The sequence below is a fragment of the Bradyrhizobium sp. Mp27 genome (assembly GCF_029953005.1).
Lineage (GTDB): Bacteria > Pseudomonadota > Alphaproteobacteria > Rhizobiales > Xanthobacteraceae > Bradyrhizobium > Bradyrhizobium barranii.
Genome location: NZ_JASAUS010000065.1, coordinates 1 through 24,510, shown reverse-complemented (window position 1 = coordinate 24,510; position 24,510 = coordinate 1). Strand labels below are relative to the sequence as shown.

Here is a 24,510-nt window from a genome sequence, read left to right as displayed (position 1 = left end):
CGACATGACCGAGAAGTCCGACATCGAGCCGCGCGGCGATCTCTGCATTCGCACGCTGGCAATGCCTGCCGACACCAACGCCAACGGCGACATCTTCGGCGGCTGGCTGCTCAGCCAGATGGATGTCGGCGGCGGCGTGTTCGCATCGAAGCTCGCGCGGTCGCGTACGGTCACCGTGGCGATCGAGGCGATGAATTTTCGCAAGGCGGTCTATGTCGGCGATCTCGTTTCGGTCTACGCCAATCTCGTCCGCGTGGGCCGCACCTCGATGACCGTGCATCTCGAAGCCTGGGCGCTGCGGCGCAGGGAGCTCCAGCCGATCCTCGTCACCGACGGACATTTCACCTACGTCTCGATCGATGATGACGGCCGTCCGCAAGCGATCTAGCGCAACGATCCGCCGATCGCGACGTAATCGCGCGCGACGCTCTGCCCCATCTCACGAAAACTTGCGGTACGCCAAACGCGGCGCGACTGAGTCATCGCGTCGCGGCTTCGCCAAGAACAAGTCATAAAACGGATGAGGTCCCGGCGTACTCAATTGCGTGTCGATTCGGGGTGGAGACGGCCGCAAATGCTCAGGAACCTTTGGGCAGGATTGTCGTTATTTGCCCGCACTGAGGGAATCCACGGACCATGTCGGACAGCTACATTATCGAAGTCGACTCGCAAACCGCAGGTATCGTCGTTCGTTCTCAGGGAGGCTATTGTTTCTTCGCCTCGTCCGACCGCTTCAATCGCCTTGAAGGCCAGCTTTTCCGCAACGCCCGCGAAGCCGAGCGTGCTGCGCGCAAGCTGGTTAACGGCGATGTGAAGGAAGCGGCGTAGGCGCCTTCCGCTGGTGATTTCTGACGTGCAAAGCGTGGTCGGAATTTTTTGCAGCCCTTGATGCCGCTGCCTTTTCCTTCTCCCTTCATGTCCGCCGAAGCCTTGGCGAAGGCGGATGTGGGAGAAGGTGGCGCGAAGCGCCGGATGAGGGGTTGTTTCCGCGAATTCAATCGTGAGAGGGTCGCCCGCGGGGGCAACCCCTCATCCGTCTCGCCGCTGTCGCCATAGCCGATGCAGAGCATCGGCGTTCTCAAGAACGGCGGCCGAAGGCCGCCTATGCCACCCTCTCCCACAGGGGGAGGGGGGTAAGAGCGTCGATCACAACTTCGTCGCGGAGCGTGACAACAGCTTCCAATCGTCGCCCTGCTTCAGCCAGTTCATCAGGATATGAAGGCTGTTTGCCACTTTCTGTCCGCCGGTCATCATCTCGGCCAGCCAATGGAAGCGCACGATCGCGACGGGGCCGACGATCTTGATGGTCGGGTCCTTGTACGTAATCGACAGGAACTCCGTCTTGCCGTCGGTGGCGTTGGCGACGAAGGCCGCCCTGTCCTCGAGGAAGCCGTTGGAGTGGCTGTAGCTCAGATCATCCGCGCATAGCGCGCTGAGCGCTTTGGGGTCGGCCGCGATCTGGGCGAGACGAAATGCCTCGACGTTTCTTACCACCGCCTCGTGGTCCGTTATGGCGGCATGATCGCGATTCAGTGTCATCGTGTCCTCCGTTCTTGATCTTGCGCCCACTGCTGCAGCCGCACTTGATTTTGTCGAGCGTCAGGTCGCAATACGCTGCATTGCGAGAGGTGGCGCGATTTCTGACGCGCAAAGCGTGGTCGGAATTTTTGCAGCCCCTGATGCTGCGGCCTTCTTTCTTCTCCCCTCATGTCCGCCGAAGCCTTGGCGAAGGCGGATGTGGGAGAAGGTGCATAGGCCGCCTTCGGCGGCCGTTGCTAAGAGAACGCTGAAGCAAAGCTTCGGCTATAGCGTCGGATGAGGGGAGCCTGAATCTGCGAATTCAATTGTGAGAGGTCTGCTCGCGGAGGGAAACCCCTCACCCGGCTCGCCGCGGGCGCGGCGAGCCACCCTCTCCCGCAAGGGGAGAGGGCAAGACTCATCACAACTTCGTTGCCGCCCGCGACAGCAGCTTCCAATCGTCGCCCTGCTTCTGCCAGTTCATCAGGATGTGAAGATTGGTCGACACTTTTTTCCCATCGGCCGCCATCTCCTGCTCGCCCAGCCAGTGGAAGCGCACGATCGCGGCGGGGCCGATGACCTTGATGGTCGGGTCCTTGTACTCGATCGACAGGAATTTTGATTTGCCGTCGGTGGCGTTGGCGACGAAGGTCGCCTTGTCCTCGACCTTGCCGTTGGAATGGCTGTAGCTCACCTCGTCGGCGCAGAGCGCGCCGAGCGCCTTGGGATCGGCCGCGATCTGGGCGAGGCGGAAGGCCTCGACCTTCTTTGCCACGGCTTCCTCGTCCGCCGAAGCGGCCAGCGCCGGTGCGAGAGCGAGCGCAGAGACCGCAAGGGTTGAGACGGCAAGAGTCGAGAGAGCCAGATCGCGTCGGTTGATCGTCATCGTTTCCTCCTTTTTGATCTTGCGCGGAGTGTTGCAGCCGCGCGCGACTTTGTCGAGTGTCGCGTGGCGGTCATGTCGATGCGTCATTGCGCGATCGGGGCTGCATTGATACGTGTTTCGCATTGATGCATCGTGCATTCGGGAAAGTACGGAAATGATCGAGGCCAAAGGGCAGGCGCAGGGGCAAGTGACGAGCAGGGCGCTGCTGTTCGACATCGACGGCACGCTGGCCAACACCGACCCGCTGCATCTCAAGGCGTTCAACCAGGTGCTTGGGCCGCGCGGCCATGTGTTCGATCACGCGCGCTTCTCCAGGGAGCTGCAAGGCTTCGCCAATGCGTCGATCGGCGAGCGCTTTCTGCCCGACGAAACCGTGGAACGGCGCGCCGTGATCCTCGGGGAGAAGGAGGTCGTCTTCCGCACACTCGTCGCCGGACAGATCGAGCCGCTTCCGGGTCTGATGGCGCTGCTCGACCGCGCGGACGCCGCCGGCATTCCCATGGTCGCCGTGACCAACGCGCCGCGTCTTAATGCCGAGCTGTTGCTCTCCGGTCTCGGCATCACGCACCGCTTCAGGGCGCTTGTGATCGGTGACGAGCTGCCGCACGGCAAGCCGCACCCGCTGCCCTATCAGGAGGGGCTGCGTTTCGTCGGCGGCAGCGCGGCGGCTTCGATCGCGTTCGAGGATTCCCGCTCCGGCGTGCAGTCGGCGACGGCCGCCGGCATTCCGACCATCGGCATCCGGACGAGCCTCAGCCATGCCGACCTTGTTGGCGCCGGCGCGGTTGCCTCCGCCAGCGCATTCGACGATCCGGAACTGCTCGCGCGTCTCGCCGCCGCGATGGCATGGTGAGAGGCCTTGTCCGTTAACCGTGATCGCCGAGCGCATTGACCGAACGTGCGAGCCGCCGCACCATGCGCCTTCCTGATTTGAGGCCATCGCCGTGACCGGATTGACCCATCGCCAAGCCGAAATCCTCAACATCGCGCGCGCCTCGGGGCGCGTCATGGTCGAGGAGCTCGCGCGCCGGTTCGAGGTCTCGGCGCAGACGATCCGCAAGGATCTCAACGATCTCTGCGAGCGCCGCTCGCTGACCCGTATCCACGGCGGCGCCATCATCGCCTCCGGCGTCGAAAACCTCGCCTACGAGGCGAGGCGGTTCGTCGCCGCCGACGAAAAGAAGGCGATCGGGGCTGCGGCCGCCTCGCTGATCCCGAACGGCTGCTCGCTCTTCATCAACATCGGCACCACGACCGAGGAGGTGGCGAGCGCGCTGACCTCGCACGAGGACCTCCTCGTCATCACCAACAATCTCAACGTCGCGATGCTGCTCTACCGCCATCCCCGCATCGAGGTTGTGGTCGCCGGCGGCACGGTGCGGCGGGCCGACGGTGCCGTGGTCGGCTCGACCGCGACGCAGCTCATCGGCCAGTTCAAGGTCGACTACGCCATCATCGGGGCGTCCGCGATCGACGAGGAGGGCGCGCTGCTCGACTTCGACTATCGCGAGGTGCAGGTGGCGCAAGCCATCATCGCCAATGCCCGCAGCGTCATGCTGGTTGCCGACTCCACCAAGCTCCGCCGCAGCGCGCCGGTGCGCATCGCCCATATCACCCAGATCCAGACCTTCGTAACCGACCAGGAACTGCCCGAGCGCCTCGCCACCATCTGCCACAGCAAGGGCATCGAGGTGATGGCGGCGATGCCGAAGGGGGCGGATATCGATGATGCGACGACCGATGCTCAGGATGCGGCACCGGAAGCCGCGCCGGTGGTGCGGCTGAGATAGCGGCTTAGGCGTCGCTCCATGGGTTGAGCAGCGGAACGCCGAAGGCCGCAAAATCCTTCACATTGCGTGTGACGAGCGTGAGATTGTTGGCGAGCGCGGTGGCCGCAAAGAAGCCGTCCATCACGGACAACGCGACGCCATTGCGACGGCTCTGCGCCATCAGGTCGCCCCAGCGCTCGGCGACCGCGTGGTCGATCGGCAGGATGCGCTGCGTGAACCGAGCCGGCAGGTCATGGGCGAGCCAAGCGGCCAGTGCGGCGCGCCGACGGCCATCATCCAGCAGGGCGATACCGCGGCGAAGCTCGGCGATTGAGGCAACGCTGATGAACGCGCGATCCTCATCGACCGTATCGAGCCATGCCAGGACTTTCGGGGAAGGCGCCGGCCGCTGAACCTCCGACAGCACGTTGGTGTCGAGGAGCAGGTTCACGGCATCTCGTCGCGCGGTTCGTCCTGCACCCGTTCAAGCTCGAGGTCGGCACCGCGCAGCGGCGAAGCCAGCAGGAATTCGGCCAGCGTGCCTTTGCGCGCCGTCTTTCGCGCCCATTCATCCGCGGAAACGACCACGGCATTGGGCCTGCCGTGTCGGGTGATGATCTGGGGGCCAGTTTGGGCGCGATCGACCACCTCGGACAGGCGTGCCTTGGCATTGGCGAGCGTCCACGTGTCAGTCGGCGGCGAATCGGGGGCGGTGCTGCGGTCTGTCATGTCGAATATAACCAATATGACTACTTTGACTATATAGGCTCTACGTGACTATTCAAGTTCGTATTGCGGTTTGGATTGGCACCAGATGTGCCCATTCGCATGGCGAATTGCCCACGAGAAAGTTCCTCTTTCACTTCCTTTCGCCTCTCTTTCATCTTGCTTTCGTTTTTTGGTGTGTTCTAATCAAAAACGAAAGTAGTCGCTCGAAGGAACGAGCGGTCGCCGGGGGATGCGTCTGTTGGAGCGTATTTTCGACCTCGCCATTATCGGAGGCGGTGTTAACGGCTGCGGCATCGCGCGCGACGCGGTGGGCCGTGGCAACACAGTCTTCCTGTGCGAAATGAACGATTTGGCGAGCGGGACCTCGTCCTGGTCGACCAAGCTGGTGCATGGCGGCCTGCGCTATCTCGAATATTACGAGTTTCGCCTGGTCCGCGAGGCGCTGATCGAGCGCGAGATCCTCTGGGGCATCGCGCCCCATATCATCCGTCCCCTGCGTTTCGTTTTGCCGCATCACGCCGGCCTGCGCCCGGCCTGGCTGCTGCGCCTCGGCCTCTTCCTCTATGACCATATCGGCGGCCGTCATCTGCTGCCGGCGACGCGTTCGGTCGATCTCAGGCGCGACGAGGTTGGCCGTCCGCTGATCCCGAACCGCTACAGCCGCGCGTTCGAATATTCCGACTGCTTCGTCGACGACGCCCGTCTCGTCGTGCTCAACGCGCGCGATGCCGCCGACAAGGGCGCCGAGATCCGTACCCGCACCCGCGCGACGGATATCAAGCAATCCGGCGGCATCTGGACCGTCAGCATGGTCAACACGCTGACCGGCGAGCGTTCGCAGGTCCAGGCCCGCGCGCTGGTCAATGCCGGCGGCCCCTGGGTCGAGGATGTGCTCGGCCGCGGCGCCGGGGTGAATGCGAAAGCCAAGGTGCGCCTGGTGCAGGGCTCGCACATCGTGGTCAAGAAACTCTATGACCACGACCGCGCCTACATGTTCCAGAACGCGGACGGCCGCATCATTTTCGTGATCCCCTACCAGGACGACTTTACACTGATCGGCACCACCGATCGCGATTATGACGGCGATCCCTCCAAGGTGAAGGCGACGCCCGAAGAGATCGAGTACCTCTGCGCCGCCGCGAGCGAGTATCTGGCCAAGCCGGTGACTTCAGCGGACGTGGTCTGGACCTATTCCGGCGTGCGACCGCTTTATGATGACGGCGCCAGCGAAGCCAAGGCCGCGACCCGCGACTACGTATTCGAGCTCGACACACCCGGCGGCGTGCCGCTGCTCTCGATCTATGGCGGCAAGATCACGACCTACCGCCGGCTCGCCGAAGAGGCGCTGGAACGGCTCGCGCCCTATCTTCGCAGTGCGAAAGCGCGCGAAGGCTGGACCGGCAAATGGCCGCTGCCCGGCGGCGACATGGGCGTGTCCGACGTCGACGGCCTGATCGCCGAGCTCCAGCGCGGCTATCCCTTCCTCAGCCTCGAGCACGCCCGGCGTCTCGCCCGCGCTTACGGCACCCGTGCCATCAAGCTGCTCGGCGATGCAAAATCGGCGGCCGATCTGGGCCAGGCCTTTGGCGCGACGCTGACCGAGCGCGAGGTCCGCTACCTCATGGCCAATGAATGGGCGGTCACGGCGGAAGACATCGTCTGGCGCCGCTCCAAGCTTGGCCTGCGACTATCTGCCGATGAGATCGCTGCATTGAACGACTGGATTGCAACCCACACTGTGCCGCAAAGTCCCCTGCTGGAAGCGGGAGGACGCCCATGACCGTGACGCTCGATCATGTGACCCGGACCGTCGAGGGGATACCCCACATCCGCGACGTCTCGCTGACGCTCGAGAGTGGCACGCTCAACGTGCTGCTCGGGCCGACGCTGTCGGGCAAGACCTCGATCATGCGGCTGCTCGCCGGCCTCGACAAGCCGACCTCGGGCAAGGTGCTGGTCAACGGCAAGGACGTCACCGGTGTCGACGTGCGCCAGCGTTCGGTCGCGATGGTGTATCAGCAGTTCATCAACTACCCCTCGCTCTCGGTCTACGAGAACATCGCCTCGCCCTTGCGCGTGCAGGGCAAGCCGCGCGAGGAGATCGAGAAGCGCGTGGCGGAAGCCGCGCGGCTGCTCCGGCTCGAGCCGTTCCTGAAACGCACGCCGCTCCAGCTCTCCGGCGGCCAGCAGCAGCGCACCGCGATGGCGCGCGCGCTGGTGAAGGGCGCAGATCTCGTGCTGCTCGACGAACCGCTCGCCAATCTCGACTACAAGCTGCGCGAGGAGCTGCGGACCGAGCTGCCGCGCATCTTCGAGGCGTCCGGCGCGATCTTCGTCTATGCTACGACCGAGCCGACCGAGGCGCTGCTGCTTGGCGGCAACACGGTCTGCATGTGGGAGGGGCAGGCGCTCCAGATCGGCGAGACGCCGAACGTCTACCGCCGTCCGCAGACGCTGCGTGTCGCCCAGGTGTTCTCCGATCCGCCGCTCAACCTCGTCGGCATCGAGAAGAAGAACGGCTCAGTGCAATATGCGGGCGGCATCGCCGCGCCGGCCTCCGGTCTCTATTCATCGCTCGCCGACGGCGCCTATCGCGTCGGCTTCCGCGCCCATCAGCTCGCCCTCGCCAATGGCGAGGCCGAGCGCCACGCCTTCCACGCCACGGTGACGGTGACCGAGATCACCGGTTCGGAGAGTTTCGTGCACCTGACCCGCGACGGATCGAACTGGGTGGCGGTGCTGCACGGCGTGCACGAGTTCGAGCCCGGCCAGACCATCGATGCCGTGCTCAATCCCAATGATGTCTTCGTCTTCGACGCGGCCGACCGTCTGGTCGCCGCGCCGAGTTCGTAAGGGGGAGATGCGCTATGGCTCGCATTGACCTCGTCGATCTCGCCCACTCCTACGGCGGCAATGATGCGCCGCAGGAAAGCTTTGCGCTGAAGCCGGTGACCATGACCTGGCGGCAGGGCGGTGCTTACGCGCTGCTCGGGCCGTCCGGCTGCGGCAAGACCACGCTGCTCAACGTCATCTCCGGCATCATCACGCCGTCGCGGGGGAAAATCCTGTTCGACGGCCAGGACATCACACCGCTGTCAACCCAGAAGCGCAACATCGCGCAGGTGTTCCAGTTTCCGGTGATCTACGACACCATGACGGTGGGGCAGAACCTGGCGTTTCCGCTGAAGAACCGCGGCGTGCCGAAGGCCGAGATCGACAAGCGCGTCGCCGAGATCGGCCGCCTGCTCGACCTTGAGCCCTATCTCAATCGCAAGGCGACGCGCCTCACGGCGGATGCCAAGCAAAAGATCTCGCTCGGCCGCGGCCTGGTCCGCTCCGACGTCGCCGCCGTGCTGTTCGACGAGCCGCTGACCGTGATCGATCCCGAGCTGAAATGGCAGCTTCGCTCCAAGCTGAAGGCGCTGCATCGCGAGCTGGACCTCACGATGATCTACGTCACCCACGACCAGACCGAGGCGCTGACCTTCGCCGACACCGTTGTCGTCATGCATGACGGCCGCGTGGTGCAGAGCGGCACGCCCGCCGAGCTATTCGACAAGCCGGCGCACACCTTCGTGGGCTATTTCATCGGCTCGCCCGGCATGAATATCCTGCCGGCCGAGGTGAAGGGTCGCGAGGCGCGCATCGGCGGGAATGTCATCGCGCTCAACCGCAGCTATGACAGCCTGCCTGCCGGCGCCAAGATCGAGATCGGCGTGCGTCCGGAGTTCGTCGATGCCGTCGCGCCTGCACCCGGATTGCTCAGTGCGAAGATCGACCGCATCGACGACCTCGGCCGCATCCGCTTCGCGCGCGTCCGCATCGGCGAGGCCAAGATCGCGGCGCGCGCGCCGGCGGGCTTCACCAGCGCGGACGGTACCGCCGGGCTGAAATTCGATCCGGCGCATGTCCACGTCTATGCCGACAGCCTTCTGGTGGAGGGAGCCGCCTGATGGACAAGACCGTCAACCAAAAAGCCTGGTTCCTGGTGCTGCCAGTGTTCCTGGTCGTGGCCTTCTCGGCGGTGCTGCCGCTGATGACGGTCGTGAACTATTCGATGCAGGACACCTTCGGCAACAACCAGTTCTTCTGGAACGGCGTCGGCTGGTTCAAGGAACTGCTCGATCCCTCGACCGATCTCGGCGGCCGCTTCCTGGCCTCGCTCGGGCGCAACCTGTTCTTCTCGGCCGTGATCCTCGCGATCGAGGTGCCGCTCGGCATCGTCGTCGCACTGTCGATGCCGCGCCAGGGCTGGACGGTCGCGGCCTGCCTTGTCATCCTCGCGCTGCCGCTGCTGATTCCGTGGAACGTGGTCGGCACGATCTGGCAGATCTTCGGCCGGCCCGACATCGGTCTGATGGGCTATACGCTCAATGCGATGGGCCTCGACTATAACTACGTGTCCAACGCAGTCGACGCCTGGATCACCGTCATCGTGATGGACGTCTGGCACTGGACCAGCCTCGTTGCGCTGCTCTGCTATGCCGGCCTGAAGTCGATCCCGGAAGCCTATTATCAGGCTGCGCAGATCGACGGCGCCTCGCGCTGGGCCGTGTTCAAGGCGATCCAGTTGCCCAAGATGAACCGCGTGCTGCTGATCGCGGTGCTGCTGCGCTTCATGGACAGTTTCATGATCTACACCGAGCCGTTCGTCGTCACCGGCGGCGGTCCCGGCAACTCGACCACCTTCGTCTCGATCGAGCTGGTCAAGATCGCGCTCGGCCAGTTCGACCTCGGCAAGGCCGCCGCGTTGTCGCTGGTCTACAATCTGATCATCCTGATCGTCTGCTGGATCTTCTACACCGTCATGACCAATGCCGGCGCCGAGCGTAAGGCGCACGTGGAGGAGCCCGCGGCGGAGCCCAAGCCCGCAGGCGCGCTCCAGCCTGCGCCCGCGCTCAAGCCAAAGGAAGGAGTGGCCTGATGCATTCGATTCCCGGCCGCCGCCTCATCATGGGGCTGTTTTTGATCTTCCTGCTGTTGCCGATCTACTGGCTCGTCAACATGAGCTTCAAGACCAACGCGGAAATCGTCTCGACGATGACGCTGTGGCCGCATACCCCGACGCTGCAGCACTACAGGCGCATCTTCACCGACGAGAGCTGGTATTCCGGCTACATCAACTCGCTCGAGTACGTCGTCATCAACACCATCATTTCGATCTCGGTGGCGCTGCCCGCGGCCTATGCGTTCTCGCGCTACCGCTTCCTCGGCGACAAGCATCTGTTCTTCTGGCTCTTGTCGAACCGCATGGCGCCGGCGGCGGTCTATGCGCTACCGTTCTTCAATCTCTATTCGGCGATCGGCCTGTTCGATACGCCCTGGGCGGTCGCGCTCGCGCACTGCATCTTCAACGTTCCGCTCGCGGTGTGGATCCTCGAAGGATTCGTCTCCGGCGTACCGCGCGAGATCGACGAGACCGCCTTCCTCGACGGGTATTCCTTCCCGCGTTTCTTCATCAAGATCCTGGTGCCGCTGATCGCGAGCGGTATCGGCGTCGCCGCCTTCTTCTGCTTCATGTTCTCCTGGGTCGAGCTCCTGCTCGCGCGGACGCTGACCTCGGTGCAGGCAAAACCGATCGCGGCGATCATGACGCGTACGGTGTCGGCTGCGGGTATGGACTGGGGCCTGCTGGCCGCAGCCGGCGTGCTGACCATCATCCCGGGCGCACTCGTGATCTGGTTCGTCCGCAATTACATCGCGAGCGGTTTCGCGCTCGGTCGGGTCTAGGGAGGCATCGATGGAATCTATTGCATGGATGGCCTGGACGCTGCCGACCGCGATCTTCTTCGTGGCGCTCGCCTGCACCCTCGCGGTCATGACGTACCTCGCCGCGGTCTATCCCGAAGCCGAGCGCGTCGGCGTGCTCAGCATTCCGACGACGCGGGGCGACCGGCTGTTCATCGCCCTGATCACGGCGGCCGTCATCCACCTTCTGTGGATCGCCTTCGCCGGCACCAATACACTCGCCACCCTGCCGATCGGCGAGGAAGGTTTTGAGATTTCGAGCCTGTGGCTCGCAAGTGGAATTTCGCTGGCCACGGCCGTGCTCATTTTTCGCACGGTCTGAAGCTCGCGAAGGGACGGCCAGATCCGGGGGCAACCCGGGCCTGTATAAAATTTTGTCGCTGCAACGGAGGAACAACATGCGACAGTTTAGGAGAAGGAAAGGTCCATTGACCAAGAATAGCTTTCTGACCATGTCCAGCGCCGCCGCCATCGTTGCGGTGTCGTTCGCCGTCTCGGCGCCGGTCCGCGCCGCCGACGACGCCGCGATCCAGAAGTGGATTGCGGAATTCCAGCCCTCGACGCTGTCGAAGGACGAGCAGAAGAAGGAGCTGGAGTGGTTCGCCAAGGCCGCCGAGCCCTTCAAGGGCATGGAGATCAACGTCGTCTCCGAGACCATCGCGACCCACGAATACGAGTCGCAGACGCTGGCAAAGGCGTTCTCCGAGCTCACCGGCATCAAGCTCAAGCACGACATCATCCAGGAAGGTGACGTCGTCGAGAAGCTGCAGACCCAGATGCAGTCCGGCAAGAACGTCTACGACGGCTGGATCAATGACTCCGACTTGATCGGCACGCACTTCCGCTACGGCCAGACCATCGCGCTGTCGGATTATATGACCGGCGAGGGCAAGGACGTCACCGATCCCCAGCTCGACGTCAACGACTTCATCGGCAAGTCGTTCGGCACCGCGCCGGACGGCAAGCTCTATCAGCTGCCCGACCAGCAGTTCGCGAACCTCTACTGGTTCCGCTACGACTGGTTCACCAACCCGGACTACAAAGCCAAGTTCAAGGCCAAGTATGGCTACGAGCTCGGCGTGCCCGTGAACTGGTCGGCCTATGAAGACATCGCCGAGTTCTTCACCAACGACATCAAGGAGATCAACGGCGTCAAGGTCTACGGCCATATGGACTATGGCAAGAAGGACCCCTCGCTCGGATGGCGTTTCACCGACGCCTGGCTGTCGATGGCCGGCAACGGTGACAAGGGCATTCCGAACGGTCTGCCGGTCGACGAATGGGGCATCCGCATGGAAGGCTGCCGTCCGGTCGGTTCCTCGGTCGAGCGTGGTGGCGACACCAACGGTCCGGCCGCGGTCTACTCGATCACCAAGTATCTCGAGTGGATGAAGAAGTATGCTCCGCCGCAGGCCCAGGGCATGACCTTCTCCGAGTCCGGTCCCGTGCCGGCTCAGGGCAACATCGCCCAGCAGATGTTCTGGTACACCGCCTTCACCGCCGACATGGTGAAGCCGGGCATCGCCGTGATGAACGCGGACGGTACGCCGAAATGGCGTATGGCTCCGTCGCCGCACGGTTCGTACTGGAAGGAAGGCATGAAGCTCGGCTACCAGGACGCCGGCTCGCTCACGCTGTTGAAGTCGACCCCGGCTGACCGCCGCAAGGCGGCCTGGCTCTATCTCCAGTTCATCGTCTCCAAGACGGTGTCGCTGAAGAAGAGCCATGTCGGTCTCACCTTCATTCGTGAATCCGACATCTGGGACAAGTCGTTCACCGAGCGTGCGCCGAAGCTCGGCGGCCTGATCGAGTTCTACCGCTCGCCCGCGCGCGTGCAGTGGACCCCGACCGGCAACAACGTGCCTGACTATCCGAAGCTCGCGCAGCTGTGGTGGCAGAACATCGGCGATGCGTCGTCCGGTGCGAAGACGCCGCAAGCCGCGATGGATGCACTCGCGGCCGCTCAGGACTCCGTCATGGAGCGCCTCGAGAAGTCCGGCGTGCAGGGCGCCTGCGGTCCGAAGCTGCACAAGAAGGAGACGGCCGAGTACTGGTACGCCAAGGCCCAGAAGGACGGCACCATCGCGCCGCAGCGCAAGCTCGCCAACGAGAAGCCGAAGGGTGAGACGGTCGACTACGACACGCTGATCAAGTCGTGGCCGGCGTCCCCGCCCAAGCGCGCGGAAGCGAAGTAAGCGGCGCGTAGCGTCATCAAACACGAAAGGCCGGGAGCGATCCCGGCCTTTTTCTTTGTGGCACATACGTTCCACATTCTCGGTGTCATCGTCCGCGAAGGCGGACGATCCAGTACGCCGCGGCCCCGCGATTAGATCTCGCTGCCGGTGGTTACTGGATGCCCCGCCTTCGCGGGGCATGACAGCGTCATGGGTGGAGACTACTCCGCCGGCTCGGCCGCGAGCGTCGGATAATCCGTGTAGCCCTTGGCGCCGCCGCCGTAGAACGTGTTCTTGTCCCAATCGTTCAGCGCCGCGCCCGTCTTCAGCCGCTCGACGAGGTCGGGGTTGGAGATGAACGGCTTGCCGAACGCAATGAGATCGGCTGCATTCGCGTCCAGCACCTTGCTCGCGAGATCGAAGTCGTAGCCGTTGTTGGCGATGTAGGCGCCGGTGAAGCGCTTGCGCAGGCCCGCATAGTCGAACGGGGCGATGTCGCGTGGGCCGCCGGTAGCGCCTTCGACCACGTGCAGATAGACGAGCTTGAGCGCGCTGAGGCCGTCGACGATGTGATCGAACAAGGCCTGCGGATTGGAGTCGGAGAGATCGTTGGCCGGCGTCACCGGCGAGATACGGATGCCGGTGCGGTCGGCGCCGGCCTCGGCGGCAACGGCCCTGGAAACCTCCAGCATCAGCCGCGCGCGGTTTTCGATGGAGCCGCCGTAAGCATCGGTGCGCTTGTTGGCGCCGTCCCTCACGAACTGGTCGAGCAGATAGCCGTTGGCGCCGTGGATCTCGACGCCGTCGAAACCGGCCTCGAGCGCATTCTTGGTGGCGCGCTTGAAGTCGTCGATGATGCCGGGAAGTTCGGAGAGCTCGAGCGCGCGGGGCTCGGAGACGTCGGCGAAGGTGCCGTTCACGAAGGTCTTGCCCTTGGCGCGGATCGCGCTCGGCGCCACCGGGGCTGCGCCATTGGCCTGGAGATCGACATGCGAGATGCGGCCGACATGCCAGAGCTGGATGAAGATCTTGCCGCCGCGCTCGTGCACTCGGTCGGTGACCTTGCGCCAGCCGGCGCCCTGGTCCTTGCTGTAGATGCCGGGCGTATCCTGGTAGCCCTGGCCCTGCTGTGAGATCTGGCTCGCTTCGGTGACCAGGAGACCTGCGGAGGCGCGCTGGCCGTAATAATCGGCGGCAAGCGGGCTCGGCACGAGCGTGCCGGGCGCGGCGCGGTTGCGCGTCAGCGGCGCCATCACGAGGCGGTTGGCCAGCGTGATCGGGCCGAGCTTGTAGGTCTCTAGCAATTTGGTCGGGCGGCTCATGGGAATGCTTCCAGGCGGTGAGAGATCACAAACACTTGTGCATCGCGACATCAGGCGCAAGGGAGGGGCCATACGGAAAGTGCAAGCGAGCTACGCGGCCTGGCCCGCGTAGCATGATTCATGTGCAATCCCGGCCATGACAGCGGATTTGCGATGCCACGGCCTGCGATCCCTCAGTTCGCGCCGAGGAAATCGGGCTTGCCGATCTCGACGCCGTTGTGACGCATGATGCCGTGAGCGGTGGTGGCGTGGAAATAAAAGTTCGGCAGCGAGACTCCGCTGAAGAACTGCTGGCCCTTGAGCGTCATGGTCCGGTCCGGGCCCGCCGGGAAGGTCACGTCCTTGGTGTCGGCGCCTTCGAACTGCTCCGGCTTGTACGATTTCACGTAGTCGATCGTCTTGGCGAGCCGCTGCTTCAACTCCTCAAACGTCTTTTCCGTGTCGGGCATCGAAGGCACCTCGCTATGGGTCAGCCTGGCGCAGCCCTTGGCGGCGAAATCGCTGGCGAGCTGGATCTGCTTCGACAGCGGCAGCATGTCCGGGAAGAGGCGCGAGCCGAGCAGGACGCCCGGGTCGATCTTTTTGGCCGCGCAATGCGCCTCGGCCTTGGTGAGCAGGCCGGTGAGGCTGTTCAGCATTTGCAAGTACGCGGGGACGACGGCGTCGTGGAAGGACATGTGATGCTCGCTTGTGAATGGGAAATCTCAGGAGAAACCTGAGCCACTCACATGGGAGCATCACAGAAAATTACAATCGCGAGAGCGGCTTGTGCGGTGCGAAAATTCTACGTGCCGCACCCACGGTGTCGTCGCAACCACACCCTCGCTGTCATCGCCCGGCTTGACCGGGCGATCCAGTACGCCGAGACGGCTGTGATCGAACCGAAATGCCGCGGCGTACTGGATGCCCCGCTTTCGCGGGGCATGACGACGGATAGATTATTTAGCGGATCATCCCCGCCGGCTGCGCCTGGGCCGTGCCGCCGCGCATCCGCGCGAGCAGCTCGGCGGTCGGCCAGGAATCGGCGGGCAGGCCGTATTTGATCTGCATCGCCTTCACGGCGGCGCGGCTCTGCTGGCCCAGCACGCCGTCGACCTTGCCGACATTGAAGCCGGCCTGGACCAGGAGCTGCTGCAATTGCTTGAGCTCGTTGAACGGCAGTTGCGCGACCGGTTGGGCCGGCTTACGCATCGGAGCCGCGCCCGCGATGCGGGTGGCGAGATAACCCGCGGTGGTCGAATAGATCAGCGAGTTATTCCACTCGGTGTAGGCCGCGAAATTCGCATACGCCATGAACGCAGGACCGTTGCGTCCCATAGGCAGCAGCACGGACGCCGCGAGATTGTCGTTCGGCAGCGGACGGCCGTCGGGATAGGTGACCCCCAACTGCGCCCATTTCGAGCGCGGCTGCTGCACCGTGAGGTCGGTCTGATCCCATGGCAGGTTTTGCGGCACCTTGATCTCTTCGAGCCACGGCTCGCCGCGCCGCCACTTCAATCCGTTGGCGATGTAGTTCGCGGTCGAGCCGATCACGTCGTCCTCGCTGCGCAAGAGATCGCGCCGCCCGTCGCCGTCATAGTCGACAGCGTAGTTGACGTAATGCACGGGCAGGAATTGCGTCTGCCCGAGCTCGCCGGCCCAGGAGCCGACCATCTCGTCGGGTGTGAGATCGCCACGGTCGATGATCTTCAGCGCGGCGATGGTCTCGTTCACGAACATCTCCGAGCGCCGGCAGTCATAGGCCAGCGACACCAGCGATTTCAGCGTCGGCAGATTGCCCATGTTGACGCCGAAATCGCTCTCGAGGCCCCAGAACGCAGCGATCACCGCTGGCGGCACGCCGTATTCCTTTTCGGCGCGCGCGAACGCAGCCGCATGGTTCTTGATGTGCTGCTGGCCGTTCTGCATGCGATAGGGCGCGGCCATGCGGCCGGCAAATTCGGTGAAGAGCTGGCCGAACACGCGCTGGCCGCGGTCGCGGTTGACGATGCCCTGGTCGTAGACGAGATAGGGCGAGGCTTCCGATATCGTCCGCTGCGATACGCCGGCGGTAACGGCCTGCTTTTTCACGTCGGCCAGGAAGCGATCGAAGCTCGCGCCATTGTGGCACGAGGCCGCGCGCGGCGACGGGGTTGTGGCTTTGGGCGCGATGGGCTTGGCGGGTGGTGGCGCGAACTGGGCGGAGGCGGGGAGGGCGAAGGTGAGCAGAGCGGCGGCCGCGATCGCAAGTCGGGTCTGGAGCATGAGGTTTCCGGCGGGGAGAAGGGCGCGTGTGGAATCTTGCTGAAGCTTAAGTGAATTGAGCGCCTCAAACCATCCCTTCGTCATAGCCGGGCTCGTCCCGGCCATCCACGCCTTTCGGGCCTTGTGTAGCGGAAGAACGTGGATGCCCGGGCCTTCGCCGCGCCGAAGCGGCTTCGGCCGCGAAGGCGGGACAAGCCCGGGCATGACGGAAATGCAATGTCGGGCATAGCCGCGGCCCCGCGACGCACCTTGAAACCTTGCACCCGGGCCGGGGTCATCCCTACCTGAATAGCGCCGGCCGATGGCTCGCCTGCGGCCGCCCTGGGAGACGGCCATGAACTATCTGCGTACCGCAATGCTGCTCGCCGGCCTCACCGCCCTGTTCATGGGCGTCGGCTATCTGATCGGCGGCGCCACCGGCGCCATGATCGCGCTCGTCATTGCCGCCGCGACCAATCTCTTCACCTACTGGAACTCCGACCGCATGGTGCTCCGCATGTACGGCGCCCATGAGGTCGACCGCGCCAGCGCGCCGGAGCTGGTCGGGCTCGTCGCCGAGCTTGCGGGCCGCGCGGGCTTGCCGATGCCGCGCGTGTTCGTGATGGACGAGGCGCAGCCCAATGCGTTCGCGACCGGCCGCAATCCCGAGAATGCTGCGGTTGCCGTCACCGTCGGCCTGATGAACCAGCTCAGCCGCGAGGAGCTTGCCGGCGTGATCGCGCACGAGCTCGCACATATCAAGCATCACGACACGCTGCTGATGACGATCACCGCGACCATCGCCGGCGCGATCTCCATGCTGGCGCAGTTCGGCATGTTCTTCGGCGGCCATCGCGACAACAACGGACCCGGCATCGTCGGCTCGATCCTGATGATGATCCTCGCCCCGATCGGCGCCATGCTGGTGCAGATGGCGATCAGCCGCACCCGCGAATATGCCGCGGACAATTTCGGCGCGCGCATTGCGGGCCAGCCGATGTGGCTGGCGTCGGCGCTGCTGAAGATCGAAGGCGCCGCGCATCAGGTCCCGAACTACGATGCGGAACGAAATCCCGCGACCGCGCACATGTTCATCATCAATCCGCTGTCGGGCCATGGCGTGGACAATCTGTTCGCCACCCATCCCTCGACGCAGAACCGCATCGCGGCGCTCCAGCAGCTCGCGGCCGAGCTCGGCGTGCAGGCATCGCCGTCGGTCGGCGCCAACGAAAACTACCCGCCGCGGAGCCCGTGGGGCCAGTCGTCCTCGCGCGGTCCTTCAGGTGGCCCGTCACGTGGCCCTTGGGGCTGACGCGGAACCGGCCGGAATTGCGCCCGGCTTTGTGACCAGCTTTTGTGACCTGGCGCACAGAGGATGGTCCCGGCCGGTGTTAACACCATGGCGAGACAGTTCCTTCGAAAGGGGATGCGTGGCCGGTCCTCTGCCTGCCACGGTCGAAGATGACCAAAGCTGCGGTACCATTGCTGATCGTCCTGGGCGTGCTCATTGGCCTGTCCACGCACACGGTCGTCAATTGCGGGGACGAGGACGAGCCCGACATCTGCTCGGCGGTGATCGGCTTCTCGCCGCTGCGGGGATCGCTGATCGCGTTCGCCTATGAAGGGCGCGGACGGATCGCGTTGCGCCACGGCGACTGGCGGCGGGCGATCGCGGATTTCGACGAGGCCATCCACCTCAATCCCAACCGCGCCTCGCTGTATCGCGACCGGGCGCAGGCGCGCCGGCAGAACGGCGACCTAGAGCTTGCCATCGAGGATTACGACGAGGCGATCGCGCATGATCCCAGGCACGCCGCGCCCTATTACCAGCGCGGTCTCGCGCTCGCCGCCACCGGCGATCTCGATCGCGCCATCCTGAGCTACAACACGGCGGTCCGTCTCGACCCGTCGGATGCGCAGGCCCGCCTCGACCGTGGCCTTGCATTCCTCGCCCGCGGCCAGGCCGACGACGCCCGCGCCGATTTCGAAGCGGCTCTCGCGCTGCCGGCCGGCAAGGACGGCCGCACCCGCGACGCAGCCCGCGCCAAGCTCGCTGAGCTCGCGAGCGCCGAGCCGAACCAGGCCCCCGCGCCAAGGCGGTAGAGATATCTAGAGCTGCGGGCTCTTCCCCTCTCCCCTTGCGGGAGAGGGTGGCTCGCCGCGATAGCGGCGAGACGGGTGAGGGGTATCTATCCTCACGAACAGTGTTGCGCGCGGAAGCAACCCCTCATCCAGCGCCATAGCCGAAGCTTCGCTTCGGCGTTCTTAAGAACGGCGGCCGAAGGCCGCCTATGCCACCTTCTCCCGCAAGGGGAGAAGGAAGAAAGAGGCGGCTACTTCGCTTTCTTGGCTTTTGCCTTCTTCGCCTTGGCCTTCTTCACCGGCTTCTCCTTCGCCTTCTTCTCCACCTTCGCCGGGATCGGCGTGCTGGCGACGAGGCGCATCGAGCGGGCGTAGCTGTCGGCGACGTTGTCGGCGGACATCTGGAGGCGCTTGGCGGCGGCGGTGGCCTGCTCCATCGTGGCCTTCGCCATCATCTTGAAGCGGTCGCCGGTCTCCTTGCCCTTGGCCTTGGCCGCAAGGCCGTTGAAGCGATCCCGGCGCTCCTTGGCGCGGGTCAAAAGGCCCGTATGCAGCTGTCTGGCCAGTTGCCGGATCACGACATCCAGGTCGGCGTCCGCCATGTTGTTCTATCCTCTTAAAACGGTATCGATGCGGGCGGGACTATGCAGATCGGGCCCCGCCTTGGCAATTCCCGGCGGCGCGTCATCCGCAGCTTCCGGTTACCAAACCAAAAAAGCCGCGCATTTTTGCGCGGCTTTCTGGGGTGGCTTGGCGCAGGCGCCCTATTTCAGCGAGGCAACCGGTCCGCTCGCCGGTGCCGGATCGGGGTCGAAGCCGAACACGCCGACCAGATATTTGTAATAGTCCGGCATCTTCTCCTTGAGCGCCTCGCGCGACTTCGGGTCGTGGAATTCGCTCTTGCCGGCCAGGAAGATGCTGGCGGTCACGGCAAAGAATTCCATGGGATTCTTCATCGCATAGGATTCCTTGGGCAACAGGTCCTTGGACTTGGCAAGGGCGAAATAGCCAATCACGCCCTTGTTGGCGTAGCCGTCCGGCAGCAGCCGCGCGTGATAGGCGTGCAGCAGCACGGCTTCCTTCTCGTAGCGCATCATGTCCGGCCGCAGCATGATCACGCCGAGGCCCGAATCGACCGCGAGGTCGACGGCGTTCGGATTGGTCCAGCGCTGCTTGTCGGGGTCCCAGACCGTCAGCGCCCGGGGTGCGGTGCGCTGGATGTCCGGCGTGACCCGGCCGTAGCACGCGGTCGCGGCGCCTTCGTCGAGGCAGGCGAGCTCGCTCGCGACGATCGGAACGGTGTGGAAGAAGCGCGGCACGCGCGGCGACAGGCCGGAAGCTTCGACGACATCGATCTGCTGCTTCAGATTGTCGGTGAGCTTGTCGACGTCCTTGCGCTCGGAATTCTCCGTCAGGTCGAACATGTAGCCGCGGTAGCTCTGGAAACCCGGCGGCAGCGCCTGCGCTGCCCCGGCCGACGCGTCGAGCGATCCGGCATGGGACGGATTGGCGAAGAGCGCGCCCACAACGGTCGCGGTCAGCAGCAGCGCAACGCGCATGATGAACCCCCTGATGTCACTTCACCCGGCAGAATAGGCCACCGCCGTTTGCGAAAAGTGAGTGGGGCGAGACTAAGGCACCGATGTTGAGGCGTGCTTAACCGTTGGTTGCAGATCGCGGGAATGGATTAGTGCCGGGTTAACCAAGCGTGGATTGGTCGCGCGCTTCGGCGTAGGATCGAAGCCGGGCACATGCCCGACAGCAATAGCCGGAGGAGGATGCCATGTATGCCGCCATCCGTCAGGCCAAGGCGAAAAGCGGGAGCGCCGAAGAGCTGGCGCGCCGCATCAAGGACGGCGCCGTTCCGATCATCAGCGACGTCGACGGTTTCCGTGCCTACTATGTCGTCTATGCCGGCGACGACACGGTCACTGCGATCTCCATCTTCGACAAGTTCGAGCAGGCGGAGGAGGCGAACCGGCGCGCGATCGCCTGGATCGAGAAGGATCTGGGGCCGCTGCTCGCAGGGCATGCGAGCGCCGCAGCCGGGCCGGTGATCGTGCATACGCTGGCGTGAGGCGCCTCGCTGTCGATAGTGGGAAGCGGCGGCGCATATTCGGTCGTCATGCCCGGGCTTGTCCCGGGCATCCACGTTCTTCTTTGCATGCGGAAACGCGTGGATGGCCGGGTCAAGCCCGGCCATGACGGATGAGAGAGCGTGGGCTCATAATTCCCTCGCATTCGAGAACGCGAACGAGCTCACCCTTCTCGTCGTCTCATCCAAAATCAGCGTGCGCGTGATCGGCGGCTCGGCGCGCTGGGCGCAGTTTTCGCGTTCGCAGAGGCGGCAGTTGACGCCGATCGGCGTGCCCTCCGTTTTCTCCAAATCCAGGCCGGAGGCGTAGACGAGGCGAGCGGCGTGACGCATCTCGCAGCCGAGGCCGATGGCGAAGCGCGGCTGCGGCAGCGGATGCGGCGCGACGGGGCGGCGCACCATCTGCGCGATCGAGAAATAGCGCGTGCCGTCGGACAACTCGATCACCTGCTTCAACAGGCGATCCGGCGTGTCGAAGGTCGAGTGCACGTTCCACAACGGACAAGTGCCGCCGAATTTCGAGAACGGGAACGTGCCGGAGGAAAAGCGTTTCGACACGTTGCCGGCATTGTCGACGCGCAGCAGGAAGAACGGAATGCCGCGCGCGTTCGGCCGTTGCAGCGTGGTGAGGCGATGGCAGACCTGCTCGAAGCCGGAATTGAAGCGCTGCGCCAGCACGTGGATGTCGTAGTTCAAGGCCTCCGCCGCGGCGAGGAAGGCCGGGTAGGGCATCATCACGGCCGCCGCAAAATAATTGGCGAGCGTGATGCGGAACAGGCGGCGCGGCGCGTCGTCGAGCGGGCCGGCGCGGCCGATGATGGTCTCCAGGGCTTGCGCGCATTCGCCCAGGCCGAGCTGGAAGGCGAGCTGGAACGCGCGGCCGGGCGGATCGACCAGCTCGGAGATCAAGAGCTGGCGGCGATGGCGGTCGAAACGCCTGAGCGTCTCGCGCATCACGTCGACCGGCATGATGCGGGTCTGGATCGAATGCTTTTCGCGCAGGCGTGCGGCGAGCGCGGCATAGAGCCCTTCGGCCGGCACGTTCAGTTCGTCGCGAAGCGTCTCCGCGGCCTGCTCCAGCTCCGGAAAATAATTGCGGTTGGCCTCGATCAGCTCGCGCACGCGCTCGACGGGATTGGCCTCATAGCGCGTGCCGACGTCGCGGTCGGCCATCTGCGCCGCGGCCAAGGTCTCGCCCTGGCGGGCCTCGGCATAGGCGGCATAGAGCCGTTGCAGCGCATGGGTGACGCCGGGGCAGAGTTCGGCAAGGTCGCGCAGTTCCTGCTTGGGAACGTCGATCTGGCGGAACAGCGGGTCGGAGAAGATCTCGTTCAGCTCGGCGAAGAAGCGGTCCTCGTCGGCGGTCGCGAGGTCGCGCAGGTCGAGGTCATAGGTCTCGGCCAGCCGCAGCAGGATCTGCGCCGTTACCGGGCGCTGGTTGCGCTCGATCAGGTTGACGTAGCTCGGCGAGATCCCGAGCCCCTCGGCGATCTGGGTCTGCGACAGCCCCAATTGCTGCCGGATCCGCCGGAAGCGCGGGCCGACGAACAGCTTTTTCCCCGAGACGGCGGGCACTTTCAGATCTCCCAAGGGTATGACAAGCACATCAAGGACAGTCTTATTGACCTATAATCTTTACAAGATTTACATAATAACATCTATTACATGTTCTGATGTTACATGACATCACCATTCGAATACAAGGCCTCTGTACGAACTTCGCTTTCTGGCGTTTAGCTCATGACACGCATTTCGCAATGCACTGTCAAAAATGTCGATAACAAGTTGAGTTGTCATCAGCGAAAGGATCGAGCAGATGAATTACCAGCCCCGTGGCATCAACGCCCTGCAGAGCCCGGCCTCGTATCAGAGCGAGGTCGAGGCGGCCCAGGCGCTCCTCAAGACCCAGCCGACCTGGAACGGGGTGTCCGCCGAGGCCGTCGCGCGCATGCGCCTGCAGAACCGCTTCAAGACCGGCCTGGACATCGCCCGCTACACCGCGGCTTTGATGCGGGCCGACATGGCGGCCTATGACAACGATCCGACCAAGTACACGCAGTCACTGGGCTGCTGGCACGGCTTCATCGCGCAGCAGAAGCTGATCTCGGTCAAGAAGCACTTCGGCGGCAAGACCGATCGCACCTATCTGTATCTGTCCGGCTGGATGATCGCGGCGCTGCGCTCCGAGTTCGGACCGCTGCCCGACCAGTCGATGCACGAGAAGACCTCGGTGCCCGCCCTGATCGAAGAGCTCTACACCTTCCTGCGTCAGGCCGACTCGCGCGAGCTGAACGACATCTTCCGCAGCCTCGACAAGGCGCGCAAGGAAGGCGACAAGACCAGGGAGAAGGAGCTGATCGAGAAGATCGACAACTTCCAGACCCATGTCGTGCCCGTCATCGCCGACATCGACGCGGGCTTCGGCAACGCCGAGGCGACCTATCTGCTCGCCAAGAAGATGATCGAGGCGGGCGCCTGCGCGCTGCAGATCGAGAACCAGGTCTCGGACGAGAAGCAGTGCGGTCACCAGGACGGCAAGGTCACCGTGCCGCACGAGGTGTTCATCGCGAAGATCCGCGCCTGCCGCCACGCCTTCCTCGAGCTCGGCGTCGAAGACGGCGTCATCGTGACCCGCACCGACTCGCTCGGCGCCGGCCTCACGCAGCAGATCGCCGTCAGCCACAAGCCCGGCGACCTCGGCGACCAGTACAACAGCTTCCTGGATTGCGAGGAAGTCACGGCCGCGAACGCCCGCAACGGTGACGTCATCATCAACCGCGACGGCAAGATGATGCGTCCGAAGCGGCTGCCGTCCAATCTCTATCAGTTCCGCCCGGGCACCGGCGAAGACCGCTGCGTGCTCGACAGCATCACCTCGCTGCAGAACGGCGCGGACCTGCTCTGGATCGAGACCGAGAAGCCGCATATCGAGCAGATCGCCAAGATGGTCGACCGGATCCGCAAGGTGGTTCCGAACGCGAAGCTGGCCTACAACAACTCGCCGTCGTTCAACTGGACCATCAACTTCCGTTGGCAGGTCTACGACGCAATGAAGGAAGCCGGCCAGGACGTCAGCAAGTACAATCGTGCCGAGCTGATGAAGCCGGAATACGACGACACGCCGCTGGCGAAGGAAGCCGACGAGCGCATCCGCACCTTCCAGGCCGACTCAGCCAAGCGTGCCGGCATCTTCCACCACCTGATCACGTTGCCGACCTACCACACGGCGGCGCTCTCGACCGACAATCTGGCGAAGGAATATTTCGGCGACCAGGGCATGCTCGGCTACGTGAAGAACGTGCAGCGCGCCGAGATCCGCCAGGGTATCGCCTGCGCCAGGCATCAGAACATGGCCGGCTCCGACATCGGCGACGACCACAAGGAATACTTCGCCGGCGAGGCTGCCCTGAAGGCGGGCGGCGCCCACAACACGATGAACCAGTTCGGCTAACGCACCACGCTATCCAAGAGGAGACTGACAATGACCAAAGGCAGCAATTTCTGGGTGATCGGCGGCGAGTTCGGTTCGATGAACTTCCACAAGCTCGTGGAAGGCTCCGCCCAGGTGCAGGGTCCGTTCAAGACCCGCAAGGAAGCCGAGGATGCCTGGCGCTCGGTCTCGGAAGAGAACCGCCACAAGGCCGGCGTCCGCTTCTCGATCGTGGAAGAGCCGTCGCGGGTCTCGGCCTGACGGCTGCCTTAGAGCATGATCCGGAAAAGTGGGAACCGGTTTTCCGAGAAGATCATGCTCAAACAAAATTAGATCGTGATGCGTGATCGCATCACGATCGGATCAAGAAACGTCCAAGGACGGAGGGTCCCATCCGGCGCAAGCCGGGTGGGATCGTCTGTTTTTGGCCCCGTGGGTCGGTCAAAATCCCCCGGGTATGGTCACTTGAAACTCCCCCACCTGATGATCGCCGTCAGCGCCGCTGAACAGCAGTAGCCGGTCAGGCAGGACGTT

General features: G+C 64.1%; 26 protein-coding genes. 16 read left to right on the top strand and 10 right to left on the bottom strand.

Going from position 1 to position 24,510, the window contains the following annotated elements; all coding sequences use genetic code 11:
- Positions 1 to 4 precede the first annotated feature (4 nt).
- The gene (locus QJT78_RS28050) at positions 5 to 388 is read left to right on the top strand and encodes an acyl-CoA thioesterase (protein ID WP_028148603.1); all 384 of its coding nucleotides are present in this window, start codon (positions 5 to 7) and stop codon (positions 386 to 388) included.
- A gap of 248 nt (positions 389 to 636) precedes the next feature.
- The gene (locus QJT78_RS28045) at positions 637 to 828 is read left to right on the top strand and encodes a hypothetical protein (protein ID WP_038944588.1); all 192 of its coding nucleotides are present in this window, start codon (positions 637 to 639) and stop codon (positions 826 to 828) included.
- Between the two features lie 318 nt (positions 829 to 1,146).
- On the opposite strand, the gene QJT78_RS28040 is transcribed toward QJT78_RS28045, so the two are convergent.
- Both QJT78_RS28040 and QJT78_RS28035 read right to left on the bottom strand, forming a co-directional pair.
- Entirely contained in the window at positions 1,147 to 1,539 is a 393-nt protein-coding gene (locus QJT78_RS28040) for a nuclear transport factor 2 family protein (RefSeq protein ID WP_028148605.1), read from the bottom strand.
- 400 nt (positions 1,540 to 1,939) lie between these two features.
- Positions 1,940 to 2,404: a nuclear transport factor 2 family protein gene (locus QJT78_RS28035; RefSeq protein WP_028148606.1), complete on the bottom strand. Its 465-nt coding sequence runs from the start codon at positions 2,402 to 2,404 to the stop codon at positions 1,940 to 1,942.
- Between the two features lie 154 nt (positions 2,405 to 2,558).
- Between QJT78_RS28035 and QJT78_RS28030 the strand changes: the two genes are divergently transcribed.
- Entirely contained in the window at positions 2,559 to 3,257 is a 699-nt protein-coding gene (locus QJT78_RS28030; protein WP_028148607.1) for an HAD-IA family hydrolase, read from the top strand.
- A 91-nt stretch (positions 3,258 to 3,348) separates the two neighbouring features.
- Entirely contained in the window at positions 3,349 to 4,194 is an 846-nt protein-coding gene (locus QJT78_RS28025) for a DeoR/GlpR family DNA-binding transcription regulator (RefSeq protein WP_028148608.1), read from the top strand.
- 4 nt (positions 4,195 to 4,198) lie between these two features.
- Here QJT78_RS28025 and QJT78_RS28020 read toward each other — a convergent pair whose 3' ends face one another.
- The gene (locus QJT78_RS28020; RefSeq protein WP_028148609.1) at positions 4,199 to 4,624 is read right to left on the bottom strand and encodes a type II toxin-antitoxin system VapC family toxin; all 426 of its coding nucleotides are present in this window, start codon (positions 4,622 to 4,624) and stop codon (positions 4,199 to 4,201) included.
- Positions 4,621 to 4,902 carry a type II toxin-antitoxin system Phd/YefM family antitoxin gene (locus QJT78_RS28015; RefSeq protein WP_028148610.1) on the bottom strand — a complete coding sequence of 94 codons (282 nt, stop codon included), beginning with the start codon at positions 4,900 to 4,902 and terminating at the stop codon, positions 4,621 to 4,623. The genes QJT78_RS28020 and QJT78_RS28015 overlap by 4 nt, the downstream gene beginning before the upstream one ends.
- Before the next feature lie 229 nt (positions 4,903 to 5,131).
- On the opposite strand from QJT78_RS28015, the gene glpD reads away from it, so the two are divergent.
- From glpD to QJT78_RS27980, 7 genes are all read left to right on the top strand, one after another.
- Positions 5,132 to 6,682 (top strand): glycerol-3-phosphate dehydrogenase, encoded by a 1,551-nt coding sequence (glpD, locus tag QJT78_RS28010; RefSeq protein ID WP_028148611.1) that lies wholly within the window; start codon positions 5,132 to 5,134, stop codon positions 6,680 to 6,682.
- Complete coding sequence (locus QJT78_RS28005; protein WP_028148612.1) at positions 6,679 to 7,755, top strand: ABC transporter ATP-binding protein; 1,077 nt, start codon at positions 6,679 to 6,681, stop codon at positions 7,753 to 7,755. The genes glpD and QJT78_RS28005 overlap by 4 nt, the downstream gene beginning before the upstream one ends.
- A 14-nt stretch (positions 7,756 to 7,769) precedes the next feature.
- Complete coding sequence (locus QJT78_RS28000) at positions 7,770 to 8,855, top strand: ABC transporter ATP-binding protein (RefSeq protein WP_028148613.1); 1,086 nt, start codon at positions 7,770 to 7,772, stop codon at positions 8,853 to 8,855.
- On the top strand, positions 8,855 to 9,826 hold the full coding sequence (locus QJT78_RS27995) for a sugar ABC transporter permease (RefSeq protein WP_028148614.1): 972 nt from the start codon (positions 8,855 to 8,857) through the stop codon (positions 9,824 to 9,826). Before QJT78_RS28000 ends, QJT78_RS27995 begins: the two co-directional genes overlap by 1 nt.
- On the top strand, positions 9,826 to 10,632 hold the full coding sequence (locus tag QJT78_RS27990; RefSeq protein ID WP_028148615.1) for a carbohydrate ABC transporter permease: 807 nt from the start codon (positions 9,826 to 9,828) through the stop codon (positions 10,630 to 10,632). The genes QJT78_RS27995 and QJT78_RS27990 overlap by 1 nt, the downstream gene beginning before the upstream one ends.
- 10 nt (positions 10,633 to 10,642) lie before the next feature.
- The gene (locus QJT78_RS27985) at positions 10,643 to 10,972 is read left to right on the top strand and encodes a DUF2160 domain-containing protein (RefSeq protein WP_028148616.1); all 330 of its coding nucleotides are present in this window, start codon (positions 10,643 to 10,645) and stop codon (positions 10,970 to 10,972) included.
- A gap of 130 nt (positions 10,973 to 11,102) precedes the next feature.
- Complete coding sequence (locus tag QJT78_RS27980) at positions 11,103 to 12,845, top strand: ABC transporter substrate-binding protein (RefSeq protein ID WP_038937251.1); 1,743 nt, start codon at positions 11,103 to 11,105, stop codon at positions 12,843 to 12,845.
- Between the two features lie 200 nt (positions 12,846 to 13,045).
- Here the strand turns inward: QJT78_RS27980 and QJT78_RS27975 are convergent, their stop codons facing one another.
- The 3 genes from QJT78_RS27975 to QJT78_RS27965 all read right to left on the bottom strand — a co-directional run bounded on the left by QJT78_RS27975 (position 13,046) and on the right by QJT78_RS27965 (position 16,390).
- Positions 13,046 to 14,146 (bottom strand): alkene reductase, encoded by a 1,101-nt coding sequence (locus QJT78_RS27975; protein ID WP_038944587.1) that lies wholly within the window; start codon positions 14,144 to 14,146, stop codon positions 13,046 to 13,048.
- Between the two features lie 173 nt (positions 14,147 to 14,319).
- Positions 14,320 to 14,823, bottom strand: coding sequence for a DUF1993 domain-containing protein (locus tag QJT78_RS27970; protein ID WP_038944586.1), 504 nt, complete (start codon positions 14,821 to 14,823; stop codon positions 14,320 to 14,322).
- A gap of 265 nt (positions 14,824 to 15,088) precedes the next feature.
- Positions 15,089 to 16,390: a lytic murein transglycosylase gene (locus tag QJT78_RS27965; RefSeq protein ID WP_028148619.1), complete on the bottom strand. Its 1,302-nt coding sequence runs from the start codon at positions 16,388 to 16,390 to the stop codon at positions 15,089 to 15,091.
- A 334-nt stretch (positions 16,391 to 16,724) separates the two neighbouring features.
- Between QJT78_RS27965 and htpX the strand changes: the two genes are divergently transcribed.
- Entirely contained in the window at positions 16,725 to 17,681 is a 957-nt protein-coding gene (htpX, locus tag QJT78_RS27960) for a zinc metalloprotease HtpX (RefSeq protein WP_028148620.1), read from the top strand.
- A gap of 149 nt (positions 17,682 to 17,830) precedes the next feature.
- A complete protein-coding gene (locus QJT78_RS27955) occupies positions 17,831 to 18,472 on the top strand; it encodes a tetratricopeptide repeat protein (RefSeq protein ID WP_028148621.1) in 642 nt (213 codons plus the stop codon).
- A gap of 230 nt (positions 18,473 to 18,702) precedes the next feature.
- Here QJT78_RS27955 and QJT78_RS27950 read toward each other — a convergent pair whose 3' ends face one another.
- Positions 18,703 to 19,053 (bottom strand): hypothetical protein, encoded by a 351-nt coding sequence (locus QJT78_RS27950; protein ID WP_028148622.1) that lies wholly within the window; start codon positions 19,051 to 19,053, stop codon positions 18,703 to 18,705.
- A 162-nt stretch (positions 19,054 to 19,215) separates the two neighbouring features.
- Complete coding sequence (locus tag QJT78_RS27945; RefSeq protein ID WP_038952914.1) at positions 19,216 to 20,010, bottom strand: hypothetical protein; 795 nt, start codon at positions 20,008 to 20,010, stop codon at positions 19,216 to 19,218.
- A 224-nt stretch (positions 20,011 to 20,234) separates the two neighbouring features.
- Between QJT78_RS27945 and QJT78_RS27940 the strand changes: the two genes are divergently transcribed.
- A complete protein-coding gene (locus tag QJT78_RS27940; protein ID WP_014497428.1) occupies positions 20,235 to 20,528 on the top strand; it encodes an antibiotic biosynthesis monooxygenase in 294 nt (97 codons plus the stop codon).
- Between the two features lie 147 nt (positions 20,529 to 20,675).
- On the opposite strand, the gene QJT78_RS27935 is transcribed toward QJT78_RS27940, so the two are convergent.
- Complete coding sequence (locus QJT78_RS27935; RefSeq protein WP_028148624.1) at positions 20,676 to 22,121, bottom strand: short-chain fatty acyl-CoA regulator family protein; 1,446 nt, start codon at positions 22,119 to 22,121, stop codon at positions 20,676 to 20,678.
- 241 nt (positions 22,122 to 22,362) lie between these two features.
- On the opposite strand from QJT78_RS27935, the gene QJT78_RS27930 reads away from it, so the two are divergent.
- Both QJT78_RS27930 and QJT78_RS27925 read left to right on the top strand, forming a co-directional pair.
- Positions 22,363 to 23,997 (top strand): isocitrate lyase, encoded by a 1,635-nt coding sequence (locus QJT78_RS27930; protein WP_028148625.1) that lies wholly within the window; start codon positions 22,363 to 22,365, stop codon positions 23,995 to 23,997.
- A gap of 30 nt (positions 23,998 to 24,027) precedes the next feature.
- A complete protein-coding gene (locus QJT78_RS27925) occupies positions 24,028 to 24,237 on the top strand; it encodes a hypothetical protein (RefSeq protein ID WP_008137787.1) in 210 nt (69 codons plus the stop codon).
- The last annotated feature ends 273 nt before the right edge of the window (positions 24,238 to 24,510 follow it).

What these genes read in the sequence shown, in the direction of transcription:
- QJT78_RS27965 (WP_028148619.1), bottom strand. Translation starts at nt 16,390, where the DNA reads ATGCTCCAGACCCGACTTGCGATCGCGGCCGCCGCTCTGCTCACCTTC.
- QJT78_RS28000 (WP_028148613.1), top strand. Translation starts at nt 7,770, where the DNA reads ATGGCTCGCATTGACCTCGTCGATCTCGCCCACTCCTACGGCGGCAAT.
- QJT78_RS27945 (WP_038952914.1), bottom strand. Translation starts at nt 20,010, where the DNA reads ATGCGCGTTGCGCTGCTGCTGACCGCGACCGTTGTGGGCGCGCTCTTC.
- QJT78_RS27955 (WP_028148621.1), top strand. Translation starts at nt 17,831, where the DNA reads ATGACCAAAGCTGCGGTACCATTGCTGATCGTCCTGGGCGTGCTCATT.
- QJT78_RS27930 (WP_028148625.1), top strand. Translation starts at nt 22,363, where the DNA reads ATGAATTACCAGCCCCGTGGCATCAACGCCCTGCAGAGCCCGGCCTCG.
- QJT78_RS27940 (WP_014497428.1), top strand. Translation starts at nt 20,235, where the DNA reads ATGTATGCCGCCATCCGTCAGGCCAAGGCGAAAAGCGGGAGCGCCGAA.
- QJT78_RS27980 (WP_038937251.1), top strand. Translation starts at nt 11,103, where the DNA reads ATGTCCAGCGCCGCCGCCATCGTTGCGGTGTCGTTCGCCGTCTCGGCG.
- glpD (WP_028148611.1), top strand. Translation starts at nt 5,132, where the DNA reads ATGCGTCTGTTGGAGCGTATTTTCGACCTCGCCATTATCGGAGGCGGT.
- QJT78_RS28045 (WP_038944588.1), top strand. Translation starts at nt 637, where the DNA reads ATGTCGGACAGCTACATTATCGAAGTCGACTCGCAAACCGCAGGTATC.
- htpX (WP_028148620.1), top strand. Translation starts at nt 16,725, where the DNA reads ATGAACTATCTGCGTACCGCAATGCTGCTCGCCGGCCTCACCGCCCTG.
- QJT78_RS27990 (WP_028148615.1), top strand. Translation starts at nt 9,826, where the DNA reads ATGCATTCGATTCCCGGCCGCCGCCTCATCATGGGGCTGTTTTTGATC.
- QJT78_RS28035 (WP_028148606.1), bottom strand. Translation starts at nt 2,404, where the DNA reads ATGACGATCAACCGACGCGATCTGGCTCTCTCGACTCTTGCCGTCTCA.
- QJT78_RS28015 (WP_028148610.1), bottom strand. Translation starts at nt 4,902, where the DNA reads ATGACAGACCGCAGCACCGCCCCCGATTCGCCGCCGACTGACACGTGG.
- QJT78_RS27950 (WP_028148622.1), bottom strand. Translation starts at nt 19,053, where the DNA reads ATGGCGGACGCCGACCTGGATGTCGTGATCCGGCAACTGGCCAGACAG.
- QJT78_RS27925 (WP_008137787.1), top strand. Translation starts at nt 24,028, where the DNA reads ATGACCAAAGGCAGCAATTTCTGGGTGATCGGCGGCGAGTTCGGTTCG.
- QJT78_RS27995 (WP_028148614.1), top strand. Translation starts at nt 8,855, where the DNA reads ATGGACAAGACCGTCAACCAAAAAGCCTGGTTCCTGGTGCTGCCAGTG.
- QJT78_RS28005 (WP_028148612.1), top strand. Translation starts at nt 6,679, where the DNA reads ATGACCGTGACGCTCGATCATGTGACCCGGACCGTCGAGGGGATACCC.
- QJT78_RS28040 (WP_028148605.1), bottom strand. Translation starts at nt 1,539, where the DNA reads ATGACACTGAATCGCGATCATGCCGCCATAACGGACCACGAGGCGGTG.
- QJT78_RS28030 (WP_028148607.1), top strand. Translation starts at nt 2,559, where the DNA reads ATGATCGAGGCCAAAGGGCAGGCGCAGGGGCAAGTGACGAGCAGGGCG.
- QJT78_RS27985 (WP_028148616.1), top strand. Translation starts at nt 10,643, where the DNA reads ATGGAATCTATTGCATGGATGGCCTGGACGCTGCCGACCGCGATCTTC.
- QJT78_RS28050 (WP_028148603.1), top strand. Translation starts at nt 5, where the DNA reads ATGACCGAGAAGTCCGACATCGAGCCGCGCGGCGATCTCTGCATTCGC.
- QJT78_RS27975 (WP_038944587.1), bottom strand. Translation starts at nt 14,146, where the DNA reads ATGAGCCGCCCGACCAAATTGCTAGAGACCTACAAGCTCGGCCCGATC.
- QJT78_RS27970 (WP_038944586.1), bottom strand. Translation starts at nt 14,823, where the DNA reads ATGTCCTTCCACGACGCCGTCGTCCCCGCGTACTTGCAAATGCTGAAC.